Annotated in this window: 24 protein-coding genes and 3 pseudogenes; 10 read left to right on the forward strand and 17 right to left on the reverse strand. The window is 68.3% G+C overall.

Annotated features, from left to right (window positions below; all coding sequences use genetic code 11):
• Positions 1-40 precede the first annotated feature (40 nt).
• The 9 genes and pseudogenes from fliN to V8F63_RS00630 form a co-directional block, all read right to left on the reverse strand.
• The gene (gene fliN / locus V8F63_RS00590) at positions 41-373 is read right to left on the reverse strand and encodes a flagellar motor switch protein FliN (RefSeq protein WP_004370801.1); all 333 of its coding nucleotides are present in this window, start codon (positions 371-373) and stop codon (positions 41-43) included.
• A complete protein-coding gene (locus V8F63_RS00595) occupies positions 373-1,047 on the reverse strand; it encodes a flagellar assembly protein FlbE (protein ID WP_392354192.1) in 675 nt (224 codons plus the stop codon). The genes fliN and V8F63_RS00595 overlap by 1 nt, the downstream gene beginning before the upstream one ends.
• 1 nt (position 1,048) lies before the next feature.
• Complete coding sequence (gene fliG, locus V8F63_RS00600; protein ID WP_025976597.1) at positions 1,049-2,086, reverse strand: flagellar motor switch protein FliG; 1,038 nt, start codon at positions 2,084-2,086, stop codon at positions 1,049-1,051.
• Positions 2,086-3,726: a flagellar basal-body MS-ring/collar protein FliF gene (fliF, locus tag V8F63_RS00605; RefSeq protein ID WP_025976598.1), complete on the reverse strand. Its 1,641-nt coding sequence runs from the start codon at positions 3,724-3,726 to the stop codon at positions 2,086-2,088. Before fliF ends, fliG begins: the two co-directional genes overlap by 1 nt.
• A 246-nt stretch (positions 3,727-3,972) precedes the next feature.
• The gene (locus V8F63_RS00610; protein ID WP_392354193.1) at positions 3,973-5,067 is read right to left on the reverse strand and encodes a Glu/Leu/Phe/Val dehydrogenase; all 1,095 of its coding nucleotides are present in this window, start codon (positions 5,065-5,067) and stop codon (positions 3,973-3,975) included.
• A 136-nt stretch (positions 5,068-5,203) separates the two neighbouring features.
• Positions 5,204-5,611: an alpha/beta hydrolase gene (locus V8F63_RS00615; protein WP_392354194.1), complete on the reverse strand. Its 408-nt coding sequence runs from the start codon at positions 5,609-5,611 to the stop codon at positions 5,204-5,206.
• The gene (locus V8F63_RS00620) at positions 5,572-6,210 is read right to left on the reverse strand and encodes an alpha/beta fold hydrolase (RefSeq protein ID WP_392354195.1); all 639 of its coding nucleotides are present in this window, start codon (positions 6,208-6,210) and stop codon (positions 5,572-5,574) included. Before V8F63_RS00620 ends, V8F63_RS00615 begins: the two co-directional genes overlap by 40 nt.
• Positions 6,211-6,387: 177 nt before the next feature.
• A pseudogene (locus tag V8F63_RS00625) lies at positions 6,388-7,004 on the reverse strand (uracil-DNA glycosylase family protein).
• Positions 6,988-7,308 (reverse strand): DUF3253 domain-containing protein, encoded by a 321-nt coding sequence (locus tag V8F63_RS00630; RefSeq protein ID WP_134581427.1) that lies wholly within the window; start codon positions 7,306-7,308, stop codon positions 6,988-6,990. The pseudogene V8F63_RS00625 and the gene V8F63_RS00630 overlap by 17 nt, the downstream one beginning before the upstream one ends.
• Positions 7,309-7,355: 47 nt before the next feature.
• On the opposite strand from V8F63_RS00630, the gene V8F63_RS00635 reads away from it, so the two are divergent.
• Positions 7,356-7,790, forward strand: a complete 435-nt coding sequence (locus tag V8F63_RS00635; protein ID WP_025976603.1) for a PaaI family thioesterase — start codon at positions 7,356-7,358, stop codon at positions 7,788-7,790.
• On the opposite strand, the gene V8F63_RS00640 is transcribed toward V8F63_RS00635, so the two are convergent.
• The 4 genes and pseudogenes from V8F63_RS00640 to V8F63_RS00655 form a co-directional block, all read right to left on the reverse strand.
• Positions 7,774-8,412 (reverse strand): YoaK family protein, encoded by a 639-nt coding sequence (locus V8F63_RS00640; protein ID WP_392354196.1) that lies wholly within the window; start codon positions 8,410-8,412, stop codon positions 7,774-7,776. The genes V8F63_RS00635 and V8F63_RS00640 overlap by 17 nt on opposite strands.
• A 7-nt stretch (positions 8,413-8,419) precedes the next feature.
• A pseudogene (locus tag V8F63_RS00645) lies at positions 8,420-9,036 on the reverse strand (glutathione S-transferase N-terminal domain-containing protein).
• A 35-nt stretch (positions 9,037-9,071) separates the two neighbouring features.
• Positions 9,072-10,343: a NupC/NupG family nucleoside CNT transporter gene (locus V8F63_RS00650; protein ID WP_064108267.1), complete on the reverse strand. Its 1,272-nt coding sequence runs from the start codon at positions 10,341-10,343 to the stop codon at positions 9,072-9,074.
• 119 nt (positions 10,344-10,462) lie between these two features.
• Positions 10,463-11,341 carry a branched-chain amino acid aminotransferase gene (locus V8F63_RS00655; protein WP_392354197.1) on the reverse strand — a complete coding sequence of 293 codons (879 nt, stop codon included), beginning with the start codon at positions 11,339-11,341 and terminating at the stop codon, positions 10,463-10,465.
• An 88-nt stretch (positions 11,342-11,429) separates the two neighbouring features.
• Between V8F63_RS00655 and V8F63_RS00660 the strand changes: the two genes are divergently transcribed.
• From V8F63_RS00660 to V8F63_RS00675, 4 genes are read left to right on the forward strand one after another with little or no spacing between them, the layout of a single operon-like run.
• Positions 11,430-12,161 (forward strand): response regulator, encoded by a 732-nt coding sequence (locus V8F63_RS00660; RefSeq protein ID WP_201105654.1) that lies wholly within the window; start codon positions 11,430-11,432, stop codon positions 12,159-12,161.
• Between the two features lie 10 nt (positions 12,162-12,171).
• Positions 12,172-13,614: an ATP-binding protein gene (locus V8F63_RS00665; RefSeq protein ID WP_392354198.1), complete on the forward strand. Its 1,443-nt coding sequence runs from the start codon at positions 12,172-12,174 to the stop codon at positions 13,612-13,614.
• A 2-nt stretch (positions 13,615-13,616) separates the two neighbouring features.
• On the forward strand, positions 13,617-13,856 hold the full coding sequence (locus tag V8F63_RS00670; protein ID WP_392354199.1) for a hypothetical protein: 240 nt from the start codon (positions 13,617-13,619) through the stop codon (positions 13,854-13,856).
• Between the two features lie 17 nt (positions 13,857-13,873).
• Positions 13,874-14,107, forward strand: a complete 234-nt coding sequence (locus V8F63_RS00675; protein ID WP_392354200.1) for a hypothetical protein — start codon at positions 13,874-13,876, stop codon at positions 14,105-14,107.
• A 140-nt stretch (positions 14,108-14,247) separates the two neighbouring features.
• On the opposite strand, the gene V8F63_RS00680 is transcribed toward V8F63_RS00675, so the two are convergent.
• From V8F63_RS00680 to V8F63_RS00690, 3 genes are all read right to left on the reverse strand, one after another.
• Entirely contained in the window at positions 14,248-15,051 is an 804-nt protein-coding gene (locus V8F63_RS00680) for a pyrroline-5-carboxylate reductase dimerization domain-containing protein (protein ID WP_392354201.1), read from the reverse strand.
• The gene (locus V8F63_RS00685) at positions 15,051-15,509 is read right to left on the reverse strand and encodes a YbjN domain-containing protein (RefSeq protein WP_392354999.1); all 459 of its coding nucleotides are present in this window, start codon (positions 15,507-15,509) and stop codon (positions 15,051-15,053) included. The genes V8F63_RS00680 and V8F63_RS00685 overlap by 1 nt, the downstream gene beginning before the upstream one ends.
• A gap of 123 nt (positions 15,510-15,632) precedes the next feature.
• Positions 15,633-15,920, reverse strand: coding sequence for an accessory factor UbiK family protein (locus V8F63_RS00690; protein WP_313633490.1), 288 nt, complete (start codon positions 15,918-15,920; stop codon positions 15,633-15,635).
• A 194-nt stretch (positions 15,921-16,114) separates the two neighbouring features.
• Between V8F63_RS00690 and lgt the strand changes: the two genes are divergently transcribed.
• The 5 genes from lgt to pgeF are packed head-to-tail and all read left to right on the forward strand — an operon-like array spanning position 16,115 to position 19,101.
• Entirely contained in the window at positions 16,115-16,972 is an 858-nt protein-coding gene (gene lgt, locus V8F63_RS00695; RefSeq protein ID WP_392355000.1) for a prolipoprotein diacylglyceryl transferase, read from the forward strand.
• A 7-nt stretch (positions 16,973-16,979) separates the two neighbouring features.
• Positions 16,980-17,588 (forward strand): SAM-dependent methyltransferase, encoded by a 609-nt coding sequence (locus V8F63_RS00700; protein WP_392354202.1) that lies wholly within the window; start codon positions 16,980-16,982, stop codon positions 17,586-17,588.
• Between the two features lie 25 nt (positions 17,589-17,613).
• The gene (locus V8F63_RS00705) at positions 17,614-18,051 is read left to right on the forward strand and encodes an SAM-dependent methyltransferase (RefSeq protein WP_392355001.1); all 438 of its coding nucleotides are present in this window, start codon (positions 17,614-17,616) and stop codon (positions 18,049-18,051) included.
• A gap of 34 nt (positions 18,052-18,085) precedes the next feature.
• Entirely contained in the window at positions 18,086-18,334 is a 249-nt protein-coding gene (locus V8F63_RS00710; protein ID WP_253118980.1) for a helix-hairpin-helix domain-containing protein, read from the forward strand.
• Positions 18,331-19,101 carry a peptidoglycan editing factor PgeF gene (gene pgeF / locus V8F63_RS00715; RefSeq protein ID WP_392354203.1) on the forward strand — a complete coding sequence of 257 codons (771 nt, stop codon included), beginning with the start codon at positions 18,331-18,333 and terminating at the stop codon, positions 19,099-19,101. Before V8F63_RS00710 ends, pgeF begins: the two co-directional genes overlap by 4 nt.
• Positions 19,102-19,275: 174 nt before the next feature.
• Here pgeF and lpxC read toward each other — a convergent pair.
• Positions 19,276-20,173: pseudogene (lpxC, locus tag V8F63_RS00720) on the reverse strand (UDP-3-O-acyl-N-acetylglucosamine deacetylase).
• Positions 20,174-20,309 lie beyond the last annotated feature (136 nt).

Consider the following 20,309-nt stretch of genomic DNA (forward strand, 5'->3'; position numbering starts at 1 on the left):
GCCCTACTCCTTCAAATCCTGTCCGTGACGGGGCGGCCGATCAGGCGCCCTTGTCCTCGGTCTTGATGATTTCCGTCATGGTCACGCCCAGACGGTCCTCGACGACGACGACCTCGCCGCGCGCCACCAGGCGGTTGTTGACGAAAATGTCGATGGCCTCGCCGACCTTGCGGTCCAGCTCCAACACCGAGCCCTTGTTCAGCTTCAGCAGTTGGGCGACGGACATGTGCGCCTTGCCCAGCACGGCGGAGATGTTGACCGGCACGTCGAAGACCGGCGCCAGGTCGACGGCGGACTTCTCGCCGCCGTCATCGGCCAGGTTGAGGGCGGTGGACTCGCCGAATTCCTCAAGCGAGAGATCGTCGGTGGCCATCAGAAGCCCCTCCTGTCATGGACGCCGCCTTCAAGGGGCGGCTCAGCGTGGCCGGCTTCGGCGGCCAATGCGGCGTTAAGGGCGGCGGCGACGCGCGCCTCGGCCTCGGCCGGGTCGAACTCGGCGCGCCCGTCGGCCCATTCCAGGGCGAAAGCGGCGGCGGGCAGATGCGGTTCGTCGCGGAACACCACCAGCCCGGAGAAGCCGGCCTGGGCGCACAGGGCCTCGATCTGGGCGCGGCCGTCTTCGTCCAGACCCGAGGCGCGGACGACGAGGCGCGGGGTGGCGTCCATTTCCTGCCCGAGGGACTCGAGGGCGGCCTCCAGCGGACGGCGCGGGAAGCGTTCGAAGGCGGCCGAACCGATCACACGCGCGGCGGCCAAGGCCAGTTCGGCGGATTCGCGCCGGTGCGCCTCGGCCACGCCGCGCAGGGCGGTCGCGGCCTGGGACACCGTCTGCGCCACGATGGACAGGGCCTCGGCGCGCAGGGCCTCGACCTCGTTCAACGCCTGCTGGCGGGCCTCAAGCCGCGCCTGGGCGACAAGGGCCTCGACCTCGGCCGGGGCGAAGGCGCGCTTGGTCGGCTGCCAGGTCGAGGCGCGCAGCACGGCGCCGTCGGCCCCGAACTCGGTGTCGAAGGCGAAGGGGACGGCGTTGGATGAAAGGGCGCTCATGTCAGTAGATCAACTCGTCGTCGCCGCCCTGGCCGGCCAGCATGATATCGCCGCGCGCCGCCAGATCCTTGGCCACCTGGACCATCGCCATCTGGGCGTTGTCGACGTCCTTGAGACGGACAGGCCCCATGGATTCCATGTCCTCGCGCATGATCTTCGAGGCGCGCTCGGACATGTTGGAGAAGAACATTTCGCGCAAGGAGTCCGAGGCCCCCTTCAGCGCCAGCCCCAACTGGTCCTTCTCGACCGAGCGCAGCAGGGTCTGCACACCGCCTGGATCGAGGCGCGACAGATCCTCGAACACGAACATCAGGGCGCGGATACGCTCGGCCGCGTCGCGGTTGCGTTCCTCCAGCGCGCCGATGAAACGGGCCTCGGTCTGGCGGTCGAAGCTGTTGAAGATGTCGGCCATCAGCTCATGGCTGTCGCGCTTGGACGTGCGCGCCAGGTTGGACATGAACTCGCTGCGCAAAGTCTGTTCGATCTTGTCGAGGATGTCGCGCTGCACCGGCTCCATGCGCAGCATCCGCTGGACGCATTCCAGGGCGAAGTCCTCGGGCAGGGCCGTCAGCACCCGCGAAGCGTGGTCCGGCTTGATCTTGGACAGGACCACCGCGACCGTCTGCGGGTATTCGTTCTTCAGATAATTGGCGAGGACGGCCTCGTTCACATTGCCGAGCTTGTCCCACATGGTGCGGCCGGCGGGGCCGCGGATTTCCTCCATCAGGGCTTCGACCCGATCGCCGGGCATGAAGGAGGCCAGCAGACGCTGGGTCTGCTCGTAGGAGCCCATCAGCGAGCCCGACCCGCCGATGCCGGAGACGAACTCGACCAGCACCTCCTCGACCACGGCGGCGGTGACGGTGCCCAGGCCGGCCATGGCCTGAGAGACTTCCTTGATCTCTTCGTCGTCGAGCTGCTGCCACAGGGCCGTATGCTCTTCGCCCAGAGACAAAAGAACGACGGCCGCCTTCTCAGGCCCCGTCAGCTTCTTGGCGTCGTCGACCGCCGCGCCTTTTGACATCAACCGCGCCGCCATCAGGTTTCATGCATCCAGGCGCGCAGGATCGCCGTGGACTCCTCGGGGTGGCTGTCGACGAAATCGGCGACCTTCTTGATGGAGGAGGCCTTCACCTGGCCCTCGATGCGGGCGATGTCGATGCGCTGCTCCATGTCGCTGGGGCCGGCCAGCATGGGGGCGCCGCCCGGCAGGGTCCCGCCGACGAGCTGGGTGTCCAGCGCGGTGACGGGGATTCCATTGGCCCCGACCAGGGCGGGAACGCCTGCGCGCCCCTGTCCCGAGGCGGTCTTCAGCAGCGGGCGCAGGACGAAGAAGATCAGCAGCAGGCCCGTGACCAGCAGGACTAGAAGCTCGACCCCGCGCATGATGTCGTTCTTGTCGAAGGCGAACAGCGACGATCCCTTTTCCTCGCCCGGGGCGACGGAGGGTTCGCGGTTAAAGCGGACGTTGACGACTTCCAGCTTGTCGCCGCGCGCCTCGTCGATGCCGACGGCGGCGGCGACCAGGGCCTTGATCTGCTGCACCTCCTCGGCGGTGCGGGCGGCGTAGGTCGGCTCGCCCTTGCCGTCGGCGGCCGGGGTGTATTTGCCGTCGACCGCGACCGAGACGGACAGCTTCTTGACCTCGCCCGGCTCCTTCACCGTCGTCGTGGTGGTGTTGGAGATTTCGTAGTTGGTCGTCTCGGTGTTCTCGGCGCGGGTCGAGCCGATGGGATTGGCGGGCGGGGCCTCGCCTCCGGGAATATTGGCGGTGGCGGTGGCGCCTTCCTGCTGTCCGGTCGTGTCCTGCGACTGGCTGCCGTTGGTTGAGGTCGAGCGGACGACCTGACCGTCAGGGTCGAACTTCTGCTCTTGAGTGGTCGAGCGGCTGTGGTCGATGTCGGCCGTGACCTGGACGCGCGCCGCGCCGGCGCCGACGACGCCCTCGACGATGTCCTTGATGCGGGCCTGCATCTGCGCCTCGGTCGAGGCCTTGGCGGCGTCGGCGGTGGCCGATGTGAAGCCGGTCTCCTCGGAGCCCGCCGCCAGGGTGCGGTTGGCCTGATCCGTCACGGTGACCTTGTCCGGCTTCAGGTTCGGGACGGATGAGGCGACCACGTTGCGGATCGCGCGCACCTGGTCGGACGTCAGGTCACGGCCCGACAGGCCCACGACCACGGCGGCGGTCGGATCGACGGCGGCCGCCTGGAACATCTCGCGCCGAGGCATGGTGATGTGGACGCGGGCCGAGGCGATGCCGCGCATCGACATGATGGTGCGGGCCAGTTCGCCCTGCAGCGCGCGCTGTTCGTTCAGGTTCTGCTGGAACTCGGTCTGGCCCAGCACCGACTGGTTGTCGAAGATCTCGTAGCCGACGCTGCCCGAGGTCACGAGCCCCTTGCCCGCCAGCATCAGACGCGCCGTGCCGACCTCGTCGCGGCTGACGAACAGGGTCGAGCCGTCGCCCTTGGACGAGTATTTAATGCCCGCCTGGCTCAGGGCGGCGCTGATCTCGGAGGCTTCGCGCAGGTCCAGGTTGGAATAGAGCAAGGCGTCCGGGGCCTGGCCCACGCGCAGCATGACGGCGACCAGGACGGCGGCCACGCCCGCGGCCACGCCCAGAATGGCGGCCAGGCGTCCGATGCCGAACTTCTTCAAAGCTTCCGTGAAGCCGCCCACGCGCAACCGCCCCTGCACACGCGGGACGAACCGAACCCGCTAGGCAGAAACTGCCGCCTGGATGGTAAATGCGGCGTTAAGAGGCGTTAAAGAGCTGGAGATCTGCAGCCCCCGCTCCCGATGCGAGCGGGATAACTCGCGCGCAAAAGAAAAAGGGGCTGCGGGACCATGACGCCCCACACCCCCTTCGGCGCCCCCGGCGCCCGCCCGCTTCCTCAAGGGAGGCAGGCTGTCTGGTCGAAAGCCTTAGACCTTCTGAGCCTCGGCCTTCTTGTCGGCGGCGGCCTTGATGCGGGCCTCGGCGATGGCGTCGGCGATCAGGTGGGTCGGCTTGTTCTCGGCGACCGAGCGCTCGAGGATTTCCTCGAAGGTCTCCATCAGGCGCGACAGCTTGCCCTCGACCCACGACGGGTCATAGGCGCCGCCGGTCTGACGCGCGTTCATTTCCGAGGCGACGTTGATGATGCCGCCGCCGTTGATGACGTAGTCGGGCGCATACAGCACGCCGCGCTTGAACAGCTCGTCGCCGATGTCGGCCGTGGCCAGCTGGTTGTTGGCGGCGCCGCAGACGGCCTTGACCTTGAGGCGGTCCAGCGTCTGCGGGTTCAGCGTGGCGCCGAGCGCGCACGGGGCGTAGATGTCGGCGGCGACGTCATAGATAGCGTCCGGGGCGACGATCTCAGCGCCGGTCTTGGCGGCGACGGCTTCCAGGTTGGCCTGGTTGACGTCGGCGATGATCAGCTTGGCGCCGGCCTTGTGCAGCTTCTCGGCCAGATAGGCCCCGACGTGGCCCACGCCCTGGATGGCGACGGTCAGGCCGGTCATGTCGTTCTGGTTGAACAGGCGACGCGCCAGGACCAGGTTCGAGCGGAACACGCCCTCGGCGGTGACCGGGCTGGGGTCGCCCGAGGCTTCCGGGCCGTCCTTCAGGCCCAGAACGTATTCGGTGACCTTGCGGGCTTCGGCGATGTCCTCGACCGAGGTGCCGACGTCTTCGGCGGCGTAGTAGTGGCCGCCCAGGCCGTTCAGATAGCGGCCGAAGGCGTGGAACAGCTCAGGCGTCTTCTGGGTGCGGCTGTCGCCGATGATGACCGACTTGCCGCCGCCCATCTCCAGATCGGCCACGGCGTTCTTGTAGCTCATGCCCTTGGAAAGGCGCAGCACGTCTTCCAGCGCTTCGGCCGACGAGGCGTAGTTCCACATGCGGGTGCCGCCGACAGCCGGGCCGCGCGCGGTGGAGTGCACCGCAACAATAGCCTTCAGGCCGGTTTTCTCGTCGTCGAAGGCGTGGACGCCTTCATGGTTCGCGAAAGAAGGAGATTCAAACAGCGTCTTGCCCATGACAGGCCTTTCCTGGGGTATTTTTTGTGCGCATGGACATACGCGCCCCCTGACCAAACGGCAAGCATCACCGTGATCGTCGGATCAGTTCTGGCTACGATGCGGCTTAGGGTCTGATTTTCCGCAGACTTTTCGTTCAGCGCGCCTTGGGATCGGCCCGCAGCGCCGGGAGGACCGGCGGCGCACCGGACGGCAGCGGCTGAGCCGGGTCCCGCAGCCAGGCCTCGATGTCCGCGAACACGACCTCGGCCTGAAGATCCCGGTTCAGGATGTGCCAGCCGTCCGCGTAGTAGGCCGTGGTCAGGTTGGGCCGCTCGCCCGCCTGTTCCAGAGCGCGGCGCATCGGCCTCGGGGTGATGATCTGGTCGTGAGCGCCATACAGCAGCAGCGTCGGCTTCTCGACGCGGCCGAGCCGCAGGGTCGCCGTCTCCATCAGATCGACCAGGCCATAAAGAGAATCAAACCGCGTCGACAGGATCGACAGGGGATCGCGGCCGTTGCGGATCAGCTCCAGCGTATTGTCCGAAGCGCGGATGTCGCGCACGGCGAACGATGGCGGCTCGACTCGCTTGCCCCCATCAGGCGGGCGGCGGTCCAGAGCCCCGCGCGGTTGAAGGCGCTCTGGCTGGACCAGCCCCAGACGCCCGGCGCCAGCAGGACCACGCGGTCGGCGTCGGGCGGCGCGTCGGAGCCGAAGGCGGCGATGGTCGAGGAGCCGCCCATGCTCTCGCCGGCCACTACGATCAAGGCGCCCGGCCGTTCGGCCCGGACCAGGGCGACGATGGTGCGCAGGTCGGCGCTGGTCAGGCTCTCAGCCGCGAACTCGCCCCGGCCGGGCGCCAGGCCGAAGCCGCGCTGGTCATAGGCCCAGGTCTCGATGCCCCGCTGCGCCCACCACGGGCCGGCGAGGCGAAAGGAGGCGTAGTGGTCGTTGAACCCGTGCAGGGCGATGACGACGGCCCACGGCGCCTGATCTTCGGGGCTCCAGCGCAGATAGGGCAGCCGCGCCCCGTCCTGCACCACGAAGGCACCGCGCCCCAGGGTTCCTTCTTCGACGCGAGGGCCGGTGAAGCCTGCGGGCGGCGTCAGGGGCGGCTGGGCGTAGGGGGTGGCGCAGGCGGACAGGGCGAGGGAGAGAAGCACGGCGGCGATCCATCGTCCTTCTCCCCTCGGGGGAGAAGGTGGCTTGCGAAGCGACACGGATGAGGGGGCTGTCGGCTGCACCCGGACCATCAACCGTCTGAAGCGCCGATAGAGCCCCTCACCCGAGCGCCTCCGGCGCCCACCTTCTCCCCGAGGGGAGAAGGAAAGACCGATGTGTCACGCCAATATCTCCGCTGTCCGCTGGCGAAGGTAGGGCAGAACCTCCGCCTCGAACCAGGGGTTCTTCTTCAGCCAGGCCGTATTGCGCCAGGACGGGTGCGGCAGGGGCAGGATACCGGGCGCATAATCGCGCCAGGCGCGCACGGTCTCGGTCATATTGGCCTTGGCGCGGTCGCCCAGCGCCCAGACCTGCGCATAGCCGCCGACCAGCAGGGTCAGCTCGACCTTGGGCAGTTCAGCCAGAAGGCGCGGCCGCCACAACTCGGCGCAGCGGCGCGGCGGCGGATAGTCGCCGCCTTTCGGATCGGTGCCGGGAAAGCAGAAGGCCTGGGCCGCGACGCCGAGGCGCGCGTCGCCGTAAAGGTCGTCTCGTCCACGCCCATCCAGTCGCGCAGGCGAACGCCCGACGGGTCGGTGAACGGCAGGCCGCTCTCGTGCACCCGTCGCCCCGGCGCCTGCCCGCAGATCAGCAGCCGGGTTTCCGGCGTGACCATGACCACCGGCCGCGGCGTGTGCGGCAACTGGCCCAGACACGCCCGGCAGGCGCGGATTCCGGCCAGGATTTCGTCCAGGCCGGATTCCGGGCCGTTTTCCGGATCAGTCGAAGTCGTCATCCGACGCTTCGACCGGCGGCAAGGCCGCAAGGGCCGCGGCCGTCTCGGCCTCGGTCGGCAGGCGCAGACGGATCACGCCGCGGAAGTTGTTGGGATCGACGACCTTGCCCTTCTTGGTGATGGTCAGCTTGCCCTGACGCATCAGGCCCAGCGCCGTGGCCTTCACCTTGGGCAGCATCCGCTGCCACTGCTCGGGCTGCAGTTCCTTGGCCACATCGGCCGGTTCAATGCTCTTGCCGCCGACGTTTTTCGGATCGGCCTTGGCCAGTTTTTCAAAAATGGCTGCTTCGATTGGATCGCTCATAGGCGCTATATGCTGCACCGCGAGATCGGAAAGAAGGCAAAACCGACATGGCCGAGATAATCACCGTCACCGAAGGCGAGTTCGCCGGCTGGAAGACCTATAATCTGCGCGACACCTTCGACGTGGTCGTCGGCCCCTTCTATGGCAAGCCTGACCCCGACGGCCACATGCGCTGCGCCTTCCGCGCCGAGCAGAAGCATATGAACGCGGGCGGGCGGATGCACGGCGGCTGCCTGATGACCTTCGCCGACATCGCCATGTTCCAGATCGCCTATCAGGAGATGGAAGGCGCCTCGGGCGTGACGGTGCAGCTGGATTCCACCTTCATCGACGGCGCTTATGTCGGCGAACTGATCGAGGCCACGGGCCAGGTGACCAAGGCGGGCAAGAGCCTGATCTTCGTGCGCGGCCAGATCGTCACCGGCGAACGACTGCTGATGACCTTCTCGGGCGTGATCCGGAAGTTCACGCCGCGCGAATGAACCGCACGCCCAGCGCCAGCCCCATCGCGACGGCCGCCGCCGGCCACAGGGCGTCCAGTCCCAGGCGGCCATAGACCACGGCGCCCAGCAGCGCGCCGCCTGCCAGGCCCGCCCACAGCGCCATATAGGGCCGGAACGCCCACGGATCGCCGCCCCGCACCGCCGCCGCCAGGGCGTGGCCGGTCTTGACGAGCGTTCCCGTCATATAGGTCAGGCTGACCCCGACCTCGCCGTCGCGCAGGAAGACGGAATTCTCCACGGCCATCGCCATGACCATCAGGCCGATAGCCACGGGCGCGATGCCCGCCCCCGCCGCCACGGCGGCGCCGGCCAGCAGGAAGGCCTCGACCGCCAGCACCCGGCTGCGCGAGCGCGCGCCCTCACCGCCCGCGACCAGGGCGCCGAGCATGGCGCCCAGCACGAACAGCGCCAGCACGCCCCCCACCGCGCCCGCCGCCTGCCAGCGCCCCTCAGCCAGGCTGACAGCCAGCCGTGTGCTGTTGCCGCTCATGAAGGAGACGAACACCCCGCCCAGGTGCAGGAAGCCCAGACTATCGACATAGCCCGCCAGGGCGGCCAGCAGCAGGGCCAGCCAGCGGTCCGGCGCGGTCAGACTGCGCAAGGTCGATTCACATCCCCGCCGAGGCCGCCGGACGGGCCCGGCACGTCGCCAGCCATCGCGCCAAATGCGTCAACTCCTGGGGCGGGCGGTATTTGACCAGACGGGCGAAATCCAGACCCACGACCCCGACGATGTCGGCGATGGTGAAGCGGTCGGCGGCGATGAACTCATGATCCGCCAGATGCCGGTCCAGGGTCTTCATGAAGCGCTCGGCGCCCAGGCGGTTGTATTCGGCGACCTGGGGCTGGGGCGCCTCCAGCGCGGCCAGGGCCGGATGGGTGAAACGCACGTTCAACATCATCGGATTGGCCAGATACATCTCGCATCGACGCATCCACATCTCGATGATCGCCTGCTCCTTCGGATCGCGGCCGAACAGGTTAGGCTCGGGGTGCAGCGCCTCCAGATAGCGGCAGATGGCGATGGATTCGGTCAGGCAGGTCCCGTCGTCCAGTTCCAGCGCAGGGACGTGCGGCACGCCGAACTTGGCCCGATAGACGGGGGTGCGGTGCTCGCCGGCCAGAAGCTCGATCTCGACCCGTTCGACATCGGTCACGCCCTTCTCGGCCATGACCCAGCGGACGCGGCGCGGATTGGCGCGCGGCGGCTTTCATAGAGCTTCATCAGAGGGTCCCTTCCGGCTGCCCTCGGCGACGCTACTAGGCGAAGACGGCGGCGGGCAAGGCCCCGACGATGCAGGCGGTCATCAGGGTCGCCAGGAAGCCGGCGAACAGCGCCTTCCACACCAGGCCCAGCACCTCCTCGCGGCGTTCGGGCATCAGCACCGACAGGCCGGTGACGGTGATCCCGACCGAGCCGATGTTGGCGAAGCCGCACAGCGCATAGGTCATCAGCATCCGGGTGCGCTCGCTCATCTCGGCGGCGGGCACCTTGCCCAGTTCGATGAAGGCGACGAACTCGGTCAGGGTCAGCTTGACCCCCAGCAGCCAGCCCGCCTTCTGGGCGTCGGCCCACTCCACGCCGGTCAGCCAGGCCACCGGAGCGAACAGCCAGCCCAGGATGCGCTCGACCGTCAGCGGGTCTCCGGCGATGACGAAGCCGCCCAGGATGATGTTGGCCAGCGCCACCAGGGCCACGAAGACGATCAACACGGCCGAGATGTTCAGCACCACCATCAGGCCGTCGGACGTGCCCTTGACGATGGCGTCGACGGAGCTGTCGTACTTCAGCGCCGAGTTGTAGTCGGCCACCGCCCCGCCCTCGCCGGGCTTTTCAGGAATGATGACGCGGGCCAGCAGGATGCCTGCAGGCGCCGAGACGATGGAGGCCACCAGAACGTGGCCCGCCGCATTGGTCAGCACCGGCGACAGGATGGTCGCATAGGCCACCATGGTCGAACCGGCGACGGTGGCCAGACCCACCACCATCATCAGGAAGACTTCCGAACGGGTCAGCTTGTCCAGATAGGCGCGGATGACGATGGGGCTCTCGATCATCCCCAGAAAGACGTTGGCCGCCACCGCCAGCGCCGAGGCGCCGCCCAGCCCCATGGTCCGCTGGAACAGGAAGCCGAAGCCCAGGGTGATCCACTTCAGGATCTTCCAGTGCCACAGCAGAGCCGACAGGGCCGAGATCACCAGGATCAGCGGCAGCACCTTGAAGGCGAAGGTGAACAGGGCGCCCTCGTTGGCCACGGCGTAGGGCTGCTCCCCGCCCGCCAGGAAGCCGAAGATGAAGCGCGTCCCTTCTTCGGTCGCCGCCTCAAGGCCGCTGACGGCGTTGTTGATGCCGTCCAGCACCACCTGCGAGCCGGGGATGGCGAAGGTCGCCAGCACCAGCGCGGCCTGAACCAGCACCGCCCCGATCGCCAGCCGCCACGGAAAGGCGCGGCGGTTCTCGGAAATCGCCCAGCAGACGACGACGATGACGAACAGCCCGACCAGGCTCTGGAGGTTCAGAAGGCTGAACATGAAACAAGCGGCTCCGCGACCGGCGCTATCGGAGCCGGCTTCTCAAATGCGCATCAACGCCAGCGGGCGGCCGCTGGCAAGGGGCAATGGAAAAACCCTCTCCCGATGGGAGAGGGCGACTAGAGCTGCCCGCGCACCAGCTTGCCGTAGTCGTCCATCAGGCTCAGCGACAGTTCGCCGGGCGTGAAGCGATGGTCCCCGACCTGGCCCACCGGCGTCACCTCGGCGGCCGAGCCGGTCAGGAAACATTCGGAAAAATCGCCCAGCTCTTCCGGCAGAATGTCGCGCACGACGACTTCGACGCCGCGCGCCTTGGCCATCTCGATCACCGTCTGGCGGGTGATGCCGTCCAGGATGTGGTCCACGCGCGGGGTGTGCAGGACGCCGTCCCTGATGAAGAAGACGTTGGCGCCGGTCGCCTCGGCCACATAGCCGCGCCAGTCCAGCATCAGGGCGTCGTTGAAGCCGCGCTTCTCGGCCGCCGTCTTGGACATGGTGCAGATCATGTACAGGCCGCCCGCCTTGGCCGTGGACGGCGCCGTGGCCGGGTCGGGGCGGCGCCATTTGGCCCACTCCAGGGCGATGCCCTTCTTCTTGACCTCAGGGTCGAAATAGCTGGGCCATTCCCAGGCGGCGATGGCCAGGTGGACCTTGCTGTTCAGCGACGAGACGCTGAGCTGTTCGGCGCCCAGATAGGCGACAGGCCGGATATAGCAGTCGGTCAGGCCGTTGCGGGCGCAGGTTTCCTTGCAGGCGGCGTCGATCTCGGCCACGCTATAGGGAATCTCGAAGTCGAGCAGTTCGGCGGAGCGCTTCAGGCGCTGGCTGTGGGCTGTGAGCTTGAAGATTTCACCGCCATACATACGCTCACCCTCGAACACCGACGAGCCGTAGTGAAGGCCATGGGTCAGGACGTGCGTTTTCGCTTCCCGCCAGGGGACGAAGCCGCCGTCAAACCAGATCCAGCCGTCACGATCGTCGAAAGGAACGAAGGCCATTGAAGTACGTCTCCTGCGCAACGATCTCGGTTAGACGCCTGCCGCAACCCAGCGTCAACGGCGCCTCGCAGGGAGAATGGCGATGAGCATGGTCGAGCCGCGCGCCAACGGCCGTTCCGGTCCCGTCGCCCCAGCCGGCAGCGGACGGCACATCCTGGTCGTCGACGACGACGACCGCATCCGCGAACTGCTCAAGGAGTTCCTGAGCCGCGAGGGCTATCGCGTCACCGGCGCCGCCCACGCGGGCGCGGCGCGCCGCATGGTCGAGCTGATCGAGTTCGACCTGATCGTGCTGGACGTGATGATGCCGGGCGAGAGCGGCTTCGACCTGACGACCTGGATCCGCAGCCAGGCGGCGCTGTCCAAGACGCCGGTGCTGCTGCTGACGGCCAAGGGCGACCCGGACGACCGCATCGAGGGCCTGTCGCGCGGGGCCGACGACTATATGTCCAAGCCCTTCGATCCGCGCGAACTGGCGCTGCGGATCGAGGCCATCCTGCGCCGCACCGGCGGCAAGCTGATGACGCCCAAGGAGATCCACATGGGCCCCGCCGTCTTCGACATGGAGCGGCTGGAGCTGACGCGCGACGGCGCCCTGCAGCGCCTGACCGAAGCAGAGGCGCAACTGCTCAAGACCCTGGCCATCCACGCCCATTCGCCGGTGGAGCGCATGACCCTGTCGCCCGACACCGCCGATGTGACGGGGCGGGCCGTCGACGTGCAGGTCACGCGCCTGCGCCGCAAGCTGGAGGCGGACCCCAAGAACCCGCGCTACCTGCAGACCGTGCGCGGCATCGGCTATATGCTGGCCCCGGACTGAGGCGACGCCGATGCGGCTGATGCCGTTCAACGTCTGGACGCGCTGGATCAAGCGCCGGGTGCCGACCTCCCTGTGGGGCCGCTCGCTGCTGATCATCGTCCTGCCTGTCCTGATTATGCAGGCGGCGGTGACCTGGGCCTTCTTCGACGCCCACTGGCAGGCGGTGACGGCGCGCCTGTCCGAAGGTCTGGCGGGCGACGTGGCCTGGGCGGCCGAGAGCTATCGCGACGACCCCTCGGCCAGGAATCTGGCGCTGATCTCGGAACGCGCCGAACGGTCGATGCAGTTGTCCATCGCCTTCCAGCCCGAAGCCTCCCTGCCCGCCGAAGAGCGGCGCGGCGCGCTGGGACTGGTCGACCGCACGCTGGAAAAGGCGCTGGCCTCGCGGCTGGACCAGCCCTTCTGGTTCGACACCACCCGCTACCCCGCCTACGTCGACATCCGCGTGCAGGAGGCGGACGGCGTCCTGCGCGTCATCGCCCCGCGCGAGCGGGCGGTGGCGACGCAGGCCCACATCTTCGTCCTGTGGCTGATGATCGCCACGGTGCTGCTGCTGGCCGTGGCTGTGCTGTTCATCCGCAATCAGGTGCGCGCCATCGAACGTCTGGCCCATGCCGCCGAGGCCTTCGGTCGGGGCGAAAGCGTGCCGCGCTTCAAGCCGCACGGCGCGCGCGAGGTGCGGGCCGCCGCCAGCGCCTTCCTTGACATGCGCTCGCGCATCCAGCGCCACATCGACCAGCGCACGGCCCTGCTGGCCTCGGTCAGCCACGACCTGCGCACGCCCCTGACCCGTCTGCGCCTCGAGCTGGCCCTGGCGCCGCCCTTCAAGCGCGCCGAGGCGATGAAGGGCGATCTGGACGAGATGGAGCATATGATCGACGAATACCTGGCCTTCGCGCGCGGCGAGGCCGGGGAGGCCGCCCAGACCATCTCCGTGCCTGAAATGCTGCGCCGCGCCGCCGAGGACGCCCGCCGCGCCGGGGCCGCCGCCCAGGTCGAGACGCCCGACGATCTGAACATGCTGGCCCGACCGCTGGCCTTCCGCCGGGCGATCAACAACCTGGTCGGCAACGCCGCCTCGCATGGCGAGCATGTGCGGCTGTCGGCGCGTCCCCTGCCCTCCGGCGGGCTGGAGATCACCGTCGAGGACGACGGCCCCGGCATCCCCGAAGACATGCACGAAGAAGCCTTCCGCCCCTTCTCGCGGCTGGACGCCTCGCGCAACCAGAACCGCAAGGGCGTGGGTCTGGGCCTGGCGGTGGCGCGCGACGTGGCGCGCAGCCACGGCGGCGACATCACCCTGGGCCGCAGCGAACTGGGCGGCCTGAAGGCTGCGATCCGACTGCCGGCGGATCGTCGCGCCCCTAGATCCTTGCCGGGTGCCCCTAGCGGAACCGTAAAATCATCGCCATCTTGTCCAGTGTTCCAGGGGGCCTGGAATTCAGGAGCCTGACTATGCGTTCTATTGCTTTTCTTGCACCGATCGCCGCCGTTCTCGCCCTCTCCGGCGCGGCTGCGGCTCAACCTTCAGCCGTCGTCGTGACGGTCAGCCCCGATTTCGCCAAGACCGCTGCGGAACTGGGCGAGCGCGATGTTCAACAGCAGGTCAGCGACCTGACCCGCACGGTCGAGCGCGTGCTGACGGAACGCCACGCCCTGGACGGCGCCGGCTTGAACTTGTCATCACCGACCTGAAGCCCAACCGTCCGACCATGCAGCAGCTGTCCGACAAGCCGGGTCTGGACGCCATGCGCAGCCTGTCGATTGGCGGCGCCGCGGTCGAAGGCACGGTGACGACGGCTTCCGGCGAGGTTCAGCCGGTCAAGTTCAACTACTACACCCCGACCCTGGCCGACGCGCGCGGTTCTACGACCTGGAGCGACGCCCAGCGCGCCTATGACCGCCTGGCCCGCAACCTGGCCGACGGGCGTTTCGTCACGCGGTGAGGCGGCTCTTTCCTCCCCATGCAATGGGGAGGGGGACCACGTAGTGGTGGAGGGGCTTACGCCAGCGGAACCAAGCGGCCCCTCCGTCTCGTCGGCTGCGCCGCCGATCCACCTCCCCATTTCATGGGGAGGAAAACGGATCAGCCGCTGAGTTCAGTGGACTTGGCGACCGCCGCCTTCACGGCGCTTTCGACAGAATGGTCGAGGGCGCCGTTTTCATTGAGGGCGATCAGGCCGGCTTCGGTCACGCCGCCTGGCGAGGCCACGCGGTCGATCAGGGCGTTCAGCGCCTCGTCGCCCTCCGCGCCCGCCGCGGCTGAACGCAGGGTGGCGCGCGCCAGACGGGCGGCGGCCTCGGGCGACAGGCCCTCGGCTTCGCCCGCTTCAGCAAGAGCTCGCGTAAAGGCGAAGAAATAGGCCGGGCCGCAGCCGGACACCGCCGTCGCCGCGTGCATCAGCGCCTCGTCATCCAGCAGGACGGTTTCCGCGATCGGCTCGAACAGGGTCTGTCCGACCTTCAAGGCATCCGCATCAGACGACCACAGCGTCGCCACGCCCCGCGCCTGCGCCACGCCGGTCGTCGGCATGACGCGCACGACCGGGCGGCCGTGATAACCCTCAGAGATCGTCTCGCCGCGCACCCCGGCCATGACCGAGACGATCACGGCGTCTGAGGCCAGATGCGGCAGCACCGCCTGCGCGGCTTCCAGCCATTTGGCGGGCTTGACGCCGATGACGAAGGCGCGGGCGTCCGCCAGCTCTTCCAGCGGCGGATTGATCCGCGCGCCGTTCGCCCGGGCCGCCTCGGCGACCGGCTTTTCCGACGGCGTCAGAATGATCAGATCGGCCGGGCCGACGGCGTCCGTCGCCAGCCAGCCTTCCAGAATGGCCGAGCCCAGGCGCCCTACGCCTTGCAGCACAACCGGACGTCCGGAACCGCTCATCAGGCGTTGCCCACCGTCTCGAACAGGCAGGCATCGATCGCCTCCTGCGGCTTCTTGGAGCCGCGCACCATGAAGTCGAAGGCCGGATAGTAACGATCCGCCGCCTCGACCGCCGCGTCGATCATGGACGCGGCCTGGGCCAGGGTCGGCCGCTCGGTGTGCGGCAGGGCCAGGGCGTGGCGGAAAACGATCTCGCCCTCGTCCGGCCAGATCTCGAAATGGCCCAGCCAGGTGCGCTGGTTGATCATGGAGACCAGCTCATAAGCCGCCGCGCGGCGCGTCTTCACCACCCGCAGGTCCAGCGCCAGGCACAGTTGCAGGCAGTCGCCCTCGGGCCGCCAGGCGAACCACAGCTCATAATCCTTCCAGTCGCCGGCCAGGGCGAAGGCCAGATCGCCCTCGTCCGTGCGGTCGAACGGCAGGTTCTCCGCCGTCAGGACGTGTTCGACCACATCCAGCGGATCAAGGGCAGGTCGACCTCTTCGGGTCTCACAGCATCCATCAGGCGTTCAACTTCTTCAGCAGCGACAGCGACTCAAAGGGTCGCTTTCGAGGACGGTAGGCGTGTTCGCAGATTCGGCTCAACCGGCTGAATCCGGGGTCGAGGCGGCGTCTGTGGACGATCCCGCGCCGGCCTTCGCCGGAGCCGGCGCAGCCGCCTTCAGCGCGGCGATCTCCGCCCGCAGGACGGCGATTTCGTCTTTCAGAACGTCGAACTCGTCGCGACGCACCAGGTCCATTTCAGCGACGAAGCGGTCGGCCTGGGCGCGCCAGGCGGCCTTGGCCTCTTCGCCCGCAGCCTGGGCCAGGCCCATGGCGCCGGTGGTCAGCTTGGCGAACTCATCAAGGAGGGGATTGCGCGTCTGCATGGCGGCCTCTTGAGAACTCCCGGGCCTGCCGGCCCGATGATGGTTAACGGTGCATTGATTTGGGTAAACCAAACCTTACCCGCCAACGGCCTATAGACTGCTTCGCGGGAAAAGCGCGCGACGAATGCAGTCCCGCTTGCTAGACCATGGGCGACCCCTGAAAGCGCCGACGGAGGCCCCGTGCCCTTTCCCGAATCGACCCTGTCCTGATCCATCTCGGCCCCCTGCCCATCCGCTGGTACGCCCTGGCCTATGTCGCCGGCATCGTGCTGGGATGGTGGTACGCCTCGCGTCTGGCCAAGACCGAGCGGCTGTGGGCGCCCGGCAAGCCGCCGGTGACGGGACCGCAACTGGACGACCTGGTGCTGTGGATTACCCTGGGCGTCATTCTCGGCGGCCGTTTGGGCTACGCCCTCTTCTACAAGCCGGCGATGTTCGCCCAACTGTTCACCGGCGACAGCTGGGGCGAGCGGCTGGAGCTGTTGCAGCTGTGGACCGGAGGCATGAGCTTCCACGGCGGCTTCCTTGGCGTGGTCGTCGCCCTGGCCCTCTACGCTCGCCGCCAACAGGTGAACCCGCTCAGCCTGGGCGACCTGATCGCCCCGGTCGCGCCGCTGGGTCTGTTCTTCGGCCGCATCGCCAACTTCATCAACGGCGAACTGTGGGGCCGCGAGACGACCGTCCCCTGGGCCATCCGCTTCTGCAATGAGCGCATCCAGCAGATGTACGGCTTCTGCCCCGCCGGCAACGAACCGCGCCACCCCAGCCAGCTGTATGAGGCCGGCCTGGAAGGCCTGTTGCTGTTCGTCATCCTGTCGCTGGCGATCTGGAAGTGGCGGATGCTGAAACGTCCGGGCTTCGTCACCGGCCTGTTCCTGCTGGGCTACGGCGTCTGCCGCGCCGCGCTGGAGAACGTGCGCCAGCCCGACGCCGGGCTGGAGAACCTGCCGCTGGGCCTGACCATGGGCATGATCCTGTCGATCCCGATGATGCTGGTCGGCGCCTGGCTGATCTGGCGGGCGCTGAAGAAGCCGCAAGTCGCGGAGGCGTAAGACCACTATGGCGGAGACGCTCAAGGACCGGCTGGTCCGCGAGATCGTGCTGACCGGGCCGATGACGGTGGCGGACTACGTCACCCGCTGCCTGCACGACCCCAAGGGCGGCTATTACGCCACCCGTCCGGCGCTGGGCGAAGGCGGCGACTTCATCACCGCCCCGCTGATCAGCCAGATGTTCGGCGAGCTGATCGGCCTTTGGGCCATCGAGACCTGGAGCCGCCTGGGCGCGCCCGAGCGGGTCCGCCTGGTCGAGGTCGGCCCCGGCGACGGGACGCTGATGTCGGACGTGCTGCGCGCGGCGCGGCTGGTACCGGCCTTCCTGCAGGCGGTCGATCTGATCCTGATCGAGCCCAGCGCCCCCTTACGCGCCGAACAGGCCCGGCGCCTGGCCGACGCCGACGTGCATCCGCGCTGGCTCAGCGCCCTGCATCAGGTCGAGACGGACGCCCCCGTCATCCTGATCGCCAATGAGGTGCTGGACTGCCTGCCCGCGCGCCAGTTCATCAAGACCGAAGGCGGCTGGGCCGAGCGCCGCATCGGCGTGACCGACGACAATGACCTGACCTTCGGCCTGACCGCCATCGCGGACGGTTTCGAGGCCCGGCTTTGACGTCGAACCCGGCCAGATCATCGAGATTTCGGAACAGCAGGCCGCCTTCGGCCGCGACCTGGCGACGATGATCCGAGCGGCCTCCGGCGCCGCCCTGCTGATCGACTACGGCCGCAGCAGACCTGAGGCGGGCGACACGCTACAGGCCCTGCGACGGCATCAGAAGGTCGATCCCCTGTCGACGCCGGGCGAGGCCGACCTGACGCAGTGGGCCGACTTCCCCCTGGTGCTGGAGGCCGCCGTGCGCGGCGGCGCCGACGTGACCGGCTGCGTCGCCCAGGGCGCCTTCCTGAAGGCGCTGGGGATCGAAGCCCGCGCCCAACGGTTGATGCAGGGACGCCCCGAGGCCGCCCCGGTCATCCAGCGCCAGTTGGATCGCCTGACCGCGCCGGATCAGATGGGCGAACTGTTCAAGGCGGCGGCGATCTTCTCGCCGCGCTCGCTGGCCCTGCCGGGCTTCTGACGCAGCCCGCCCGATGATGGAGGCTGATACGGCCATGACCTTCACCGACCACGAGCGCCAGATCCTGCTGGCGACCAAGGGCGTGGGCCCCAAGGTGATCGAACGGCTGGAGGAACTGGGCGTCGGCGGCTTCGCCCGTCTGGCCCAGGCGGACGCAGCCGTCGTTTGCGCGGGCGCCGCCGCCAGCGTCGGCTCCACCTGCTGGAAGAACAGCCCTCAGGCCCGCAAGGCTGTTCAGGCCGCCATCGACGCCGCCCGTTTCGAACTGGAGGGCGCTGCATGAGCCTGAACCCCGTCACCCACCCGTTACTCCACAAGGCCGGGGTGCGCCACGGCTTCTTCACCCGCGAGGGCGGCGTGTCCGAGGGGATCTACGCCGGGCTGAACGCCGGGGTGGGGTCCAAGGACGACCCGGCGCGCGTCGCCGAGAACCGCCGCCGCGTGGCCGAATGGATGGGCAGCGCCGCCGATGACCTGTGCGGCTGCTATCAGGTCCACTCCGCCGTCGCCCGCGTGGCCGAAAGCGGCTGGGGCGGAGAGCGTCCCGAAGGCGACGCCGTGGTCGCGGGCGTAAAGGGTCCGGTGCTGACCGTCTTGACCGCCGACTGCGCGCCCGTCCTGTTCGCCGACGCCGAAGCAGGCGTCATCGGCGCCGCCCACGCCGGCTGGAAGGGCGCCCTTGGCGGCATCATCCACTCGACCGTAAAGGCCATGACGGCCCTGGGCGCCGAACCGTCGCGCATGGTGGCCGTTGTCGGCCCCTGCATCGCGCAGGGCTCTTACGAAGTCGGCGCCGACTATCAGGAGCGCTTCGCCCACCACGACCCCGGCAGCGAACGCTTCTTCCGCCCGGGCGCGGCCGAAGACAAACGCCAGTTCGACCTGCCCGGCTTCGTTCTGTGGCGACTGGAACAGGCCGGCGTCGGAGAGGCCGCCTGGACCGGCGACGACACGCGCGCGGACGAACGGCGCTTCTATTCCAACCGCCGCGCCTATCTGGCAGCGGAACCGGATTTCGGGCGGTTGATCAGCGCGATCACGCTCACCTGACCCTTCTCCCCTTGAGGGAGAAGGTGGGCGCCGAAGGCGCTCGGATGAGGGTGTCAGCGCGACGTTCGGAAATCATCTACAGCAAGCGATGCGCGTATCCGGTCACCGGGGCGGCCACACCCTCATCCGTCAGGCTCCGCCCGCCGCCTTCTCCCACAAGGGGCGAAGGAAAACTTACCCCGCCATCGCCATATCAGGCACGCGCGTCGTCTCGCGCCAGGCGTTCGGCTGGGCCAGCAAGGCGCGGACCAGCTTGTTGTTCAGGGCGTGACCCGCCTTGACGCCTTCGTAGCGACCCAGCAGGGGGCGCCGAGGACATACAGGTCGCCGATGGCGTCCAGGGCCTTGTGACGCACGAACTCGCGTTCCATGCGCAGACCGCCGGGGTTCAGGATCTGGTCGCCGTCGATGACCACGGCGTTCTCCAGCGACCCCCGCGAGCCAGACCGGCCTGACGCAGGGCCTCGACCTCATGGGCGAAGCCGAAGGTGCGGGCGGCCATGATGTCCGAGCGGAAGGTCGCCTCGTCCACGACGAAATCCACCACCTGATTGCCGATGACCGGCGTGGGGAAGTCGATCTCGAAGCGCATCTCATAGCGCTCGCAGGGCAGAAGGACGGCGGACTTGTCGCCCTCCTCCACCCGGACGGCTTTCAGGATCTCGATATAGGTCTGCGGCGCCTCTTGGCGGCGGAAGCCGGCGCGGTCCAGCAGTTGCACGAACGGCAGCGCCGAGCCGTCCAGGATCGGCAGCTCCGGCCCGTCCACCTCGATCACGGCGTTGGAGACGCCAAGAGCGGCCAGGGCGGCCATCAGGTGTTCGATCGTCGACAGGCGCACGCCCGCCGCGTTCTCGATCATGGTGTTCAGGCGCGCGTCCACGACGGCTTCGCCCGACACCGGGATGCGGTTGTCACGGTCGGTCACATCGGTGCGCACGAAGACGATGCCGTGGCCGGGCGCGGCCGGGCGCACGACCAGACGCACGCGGCGGCCGGTGTGCACGCCGACGCCGGCGCAGATGGCCGGAGCGACGATGGTCTGTTCGTACTGGTCGTTGCGGACCGTCACTCGGATACTCTCTGTTGCGCGACCCGCCCCCATCAGGACGGTCTTCGCCTCACCCGTCGTTTACGCCTGGGGGCTCAAGCCCGAAATGAAAGTCGGGTTTCGGATTGTTTCGCTTTGGTTACGATCGAGGGACCGG

The organism is Brevundimonas sp. LF-1 (genome assembly GCF_037055305.1).
Classification (GTDB): domain Bacteria; phylum Pseudomonadota; class Alphaproteobacteria; order Caulobacterales; family Caulobacteraceae; genus Brevundimonas; species Brevundimonas sanguinis.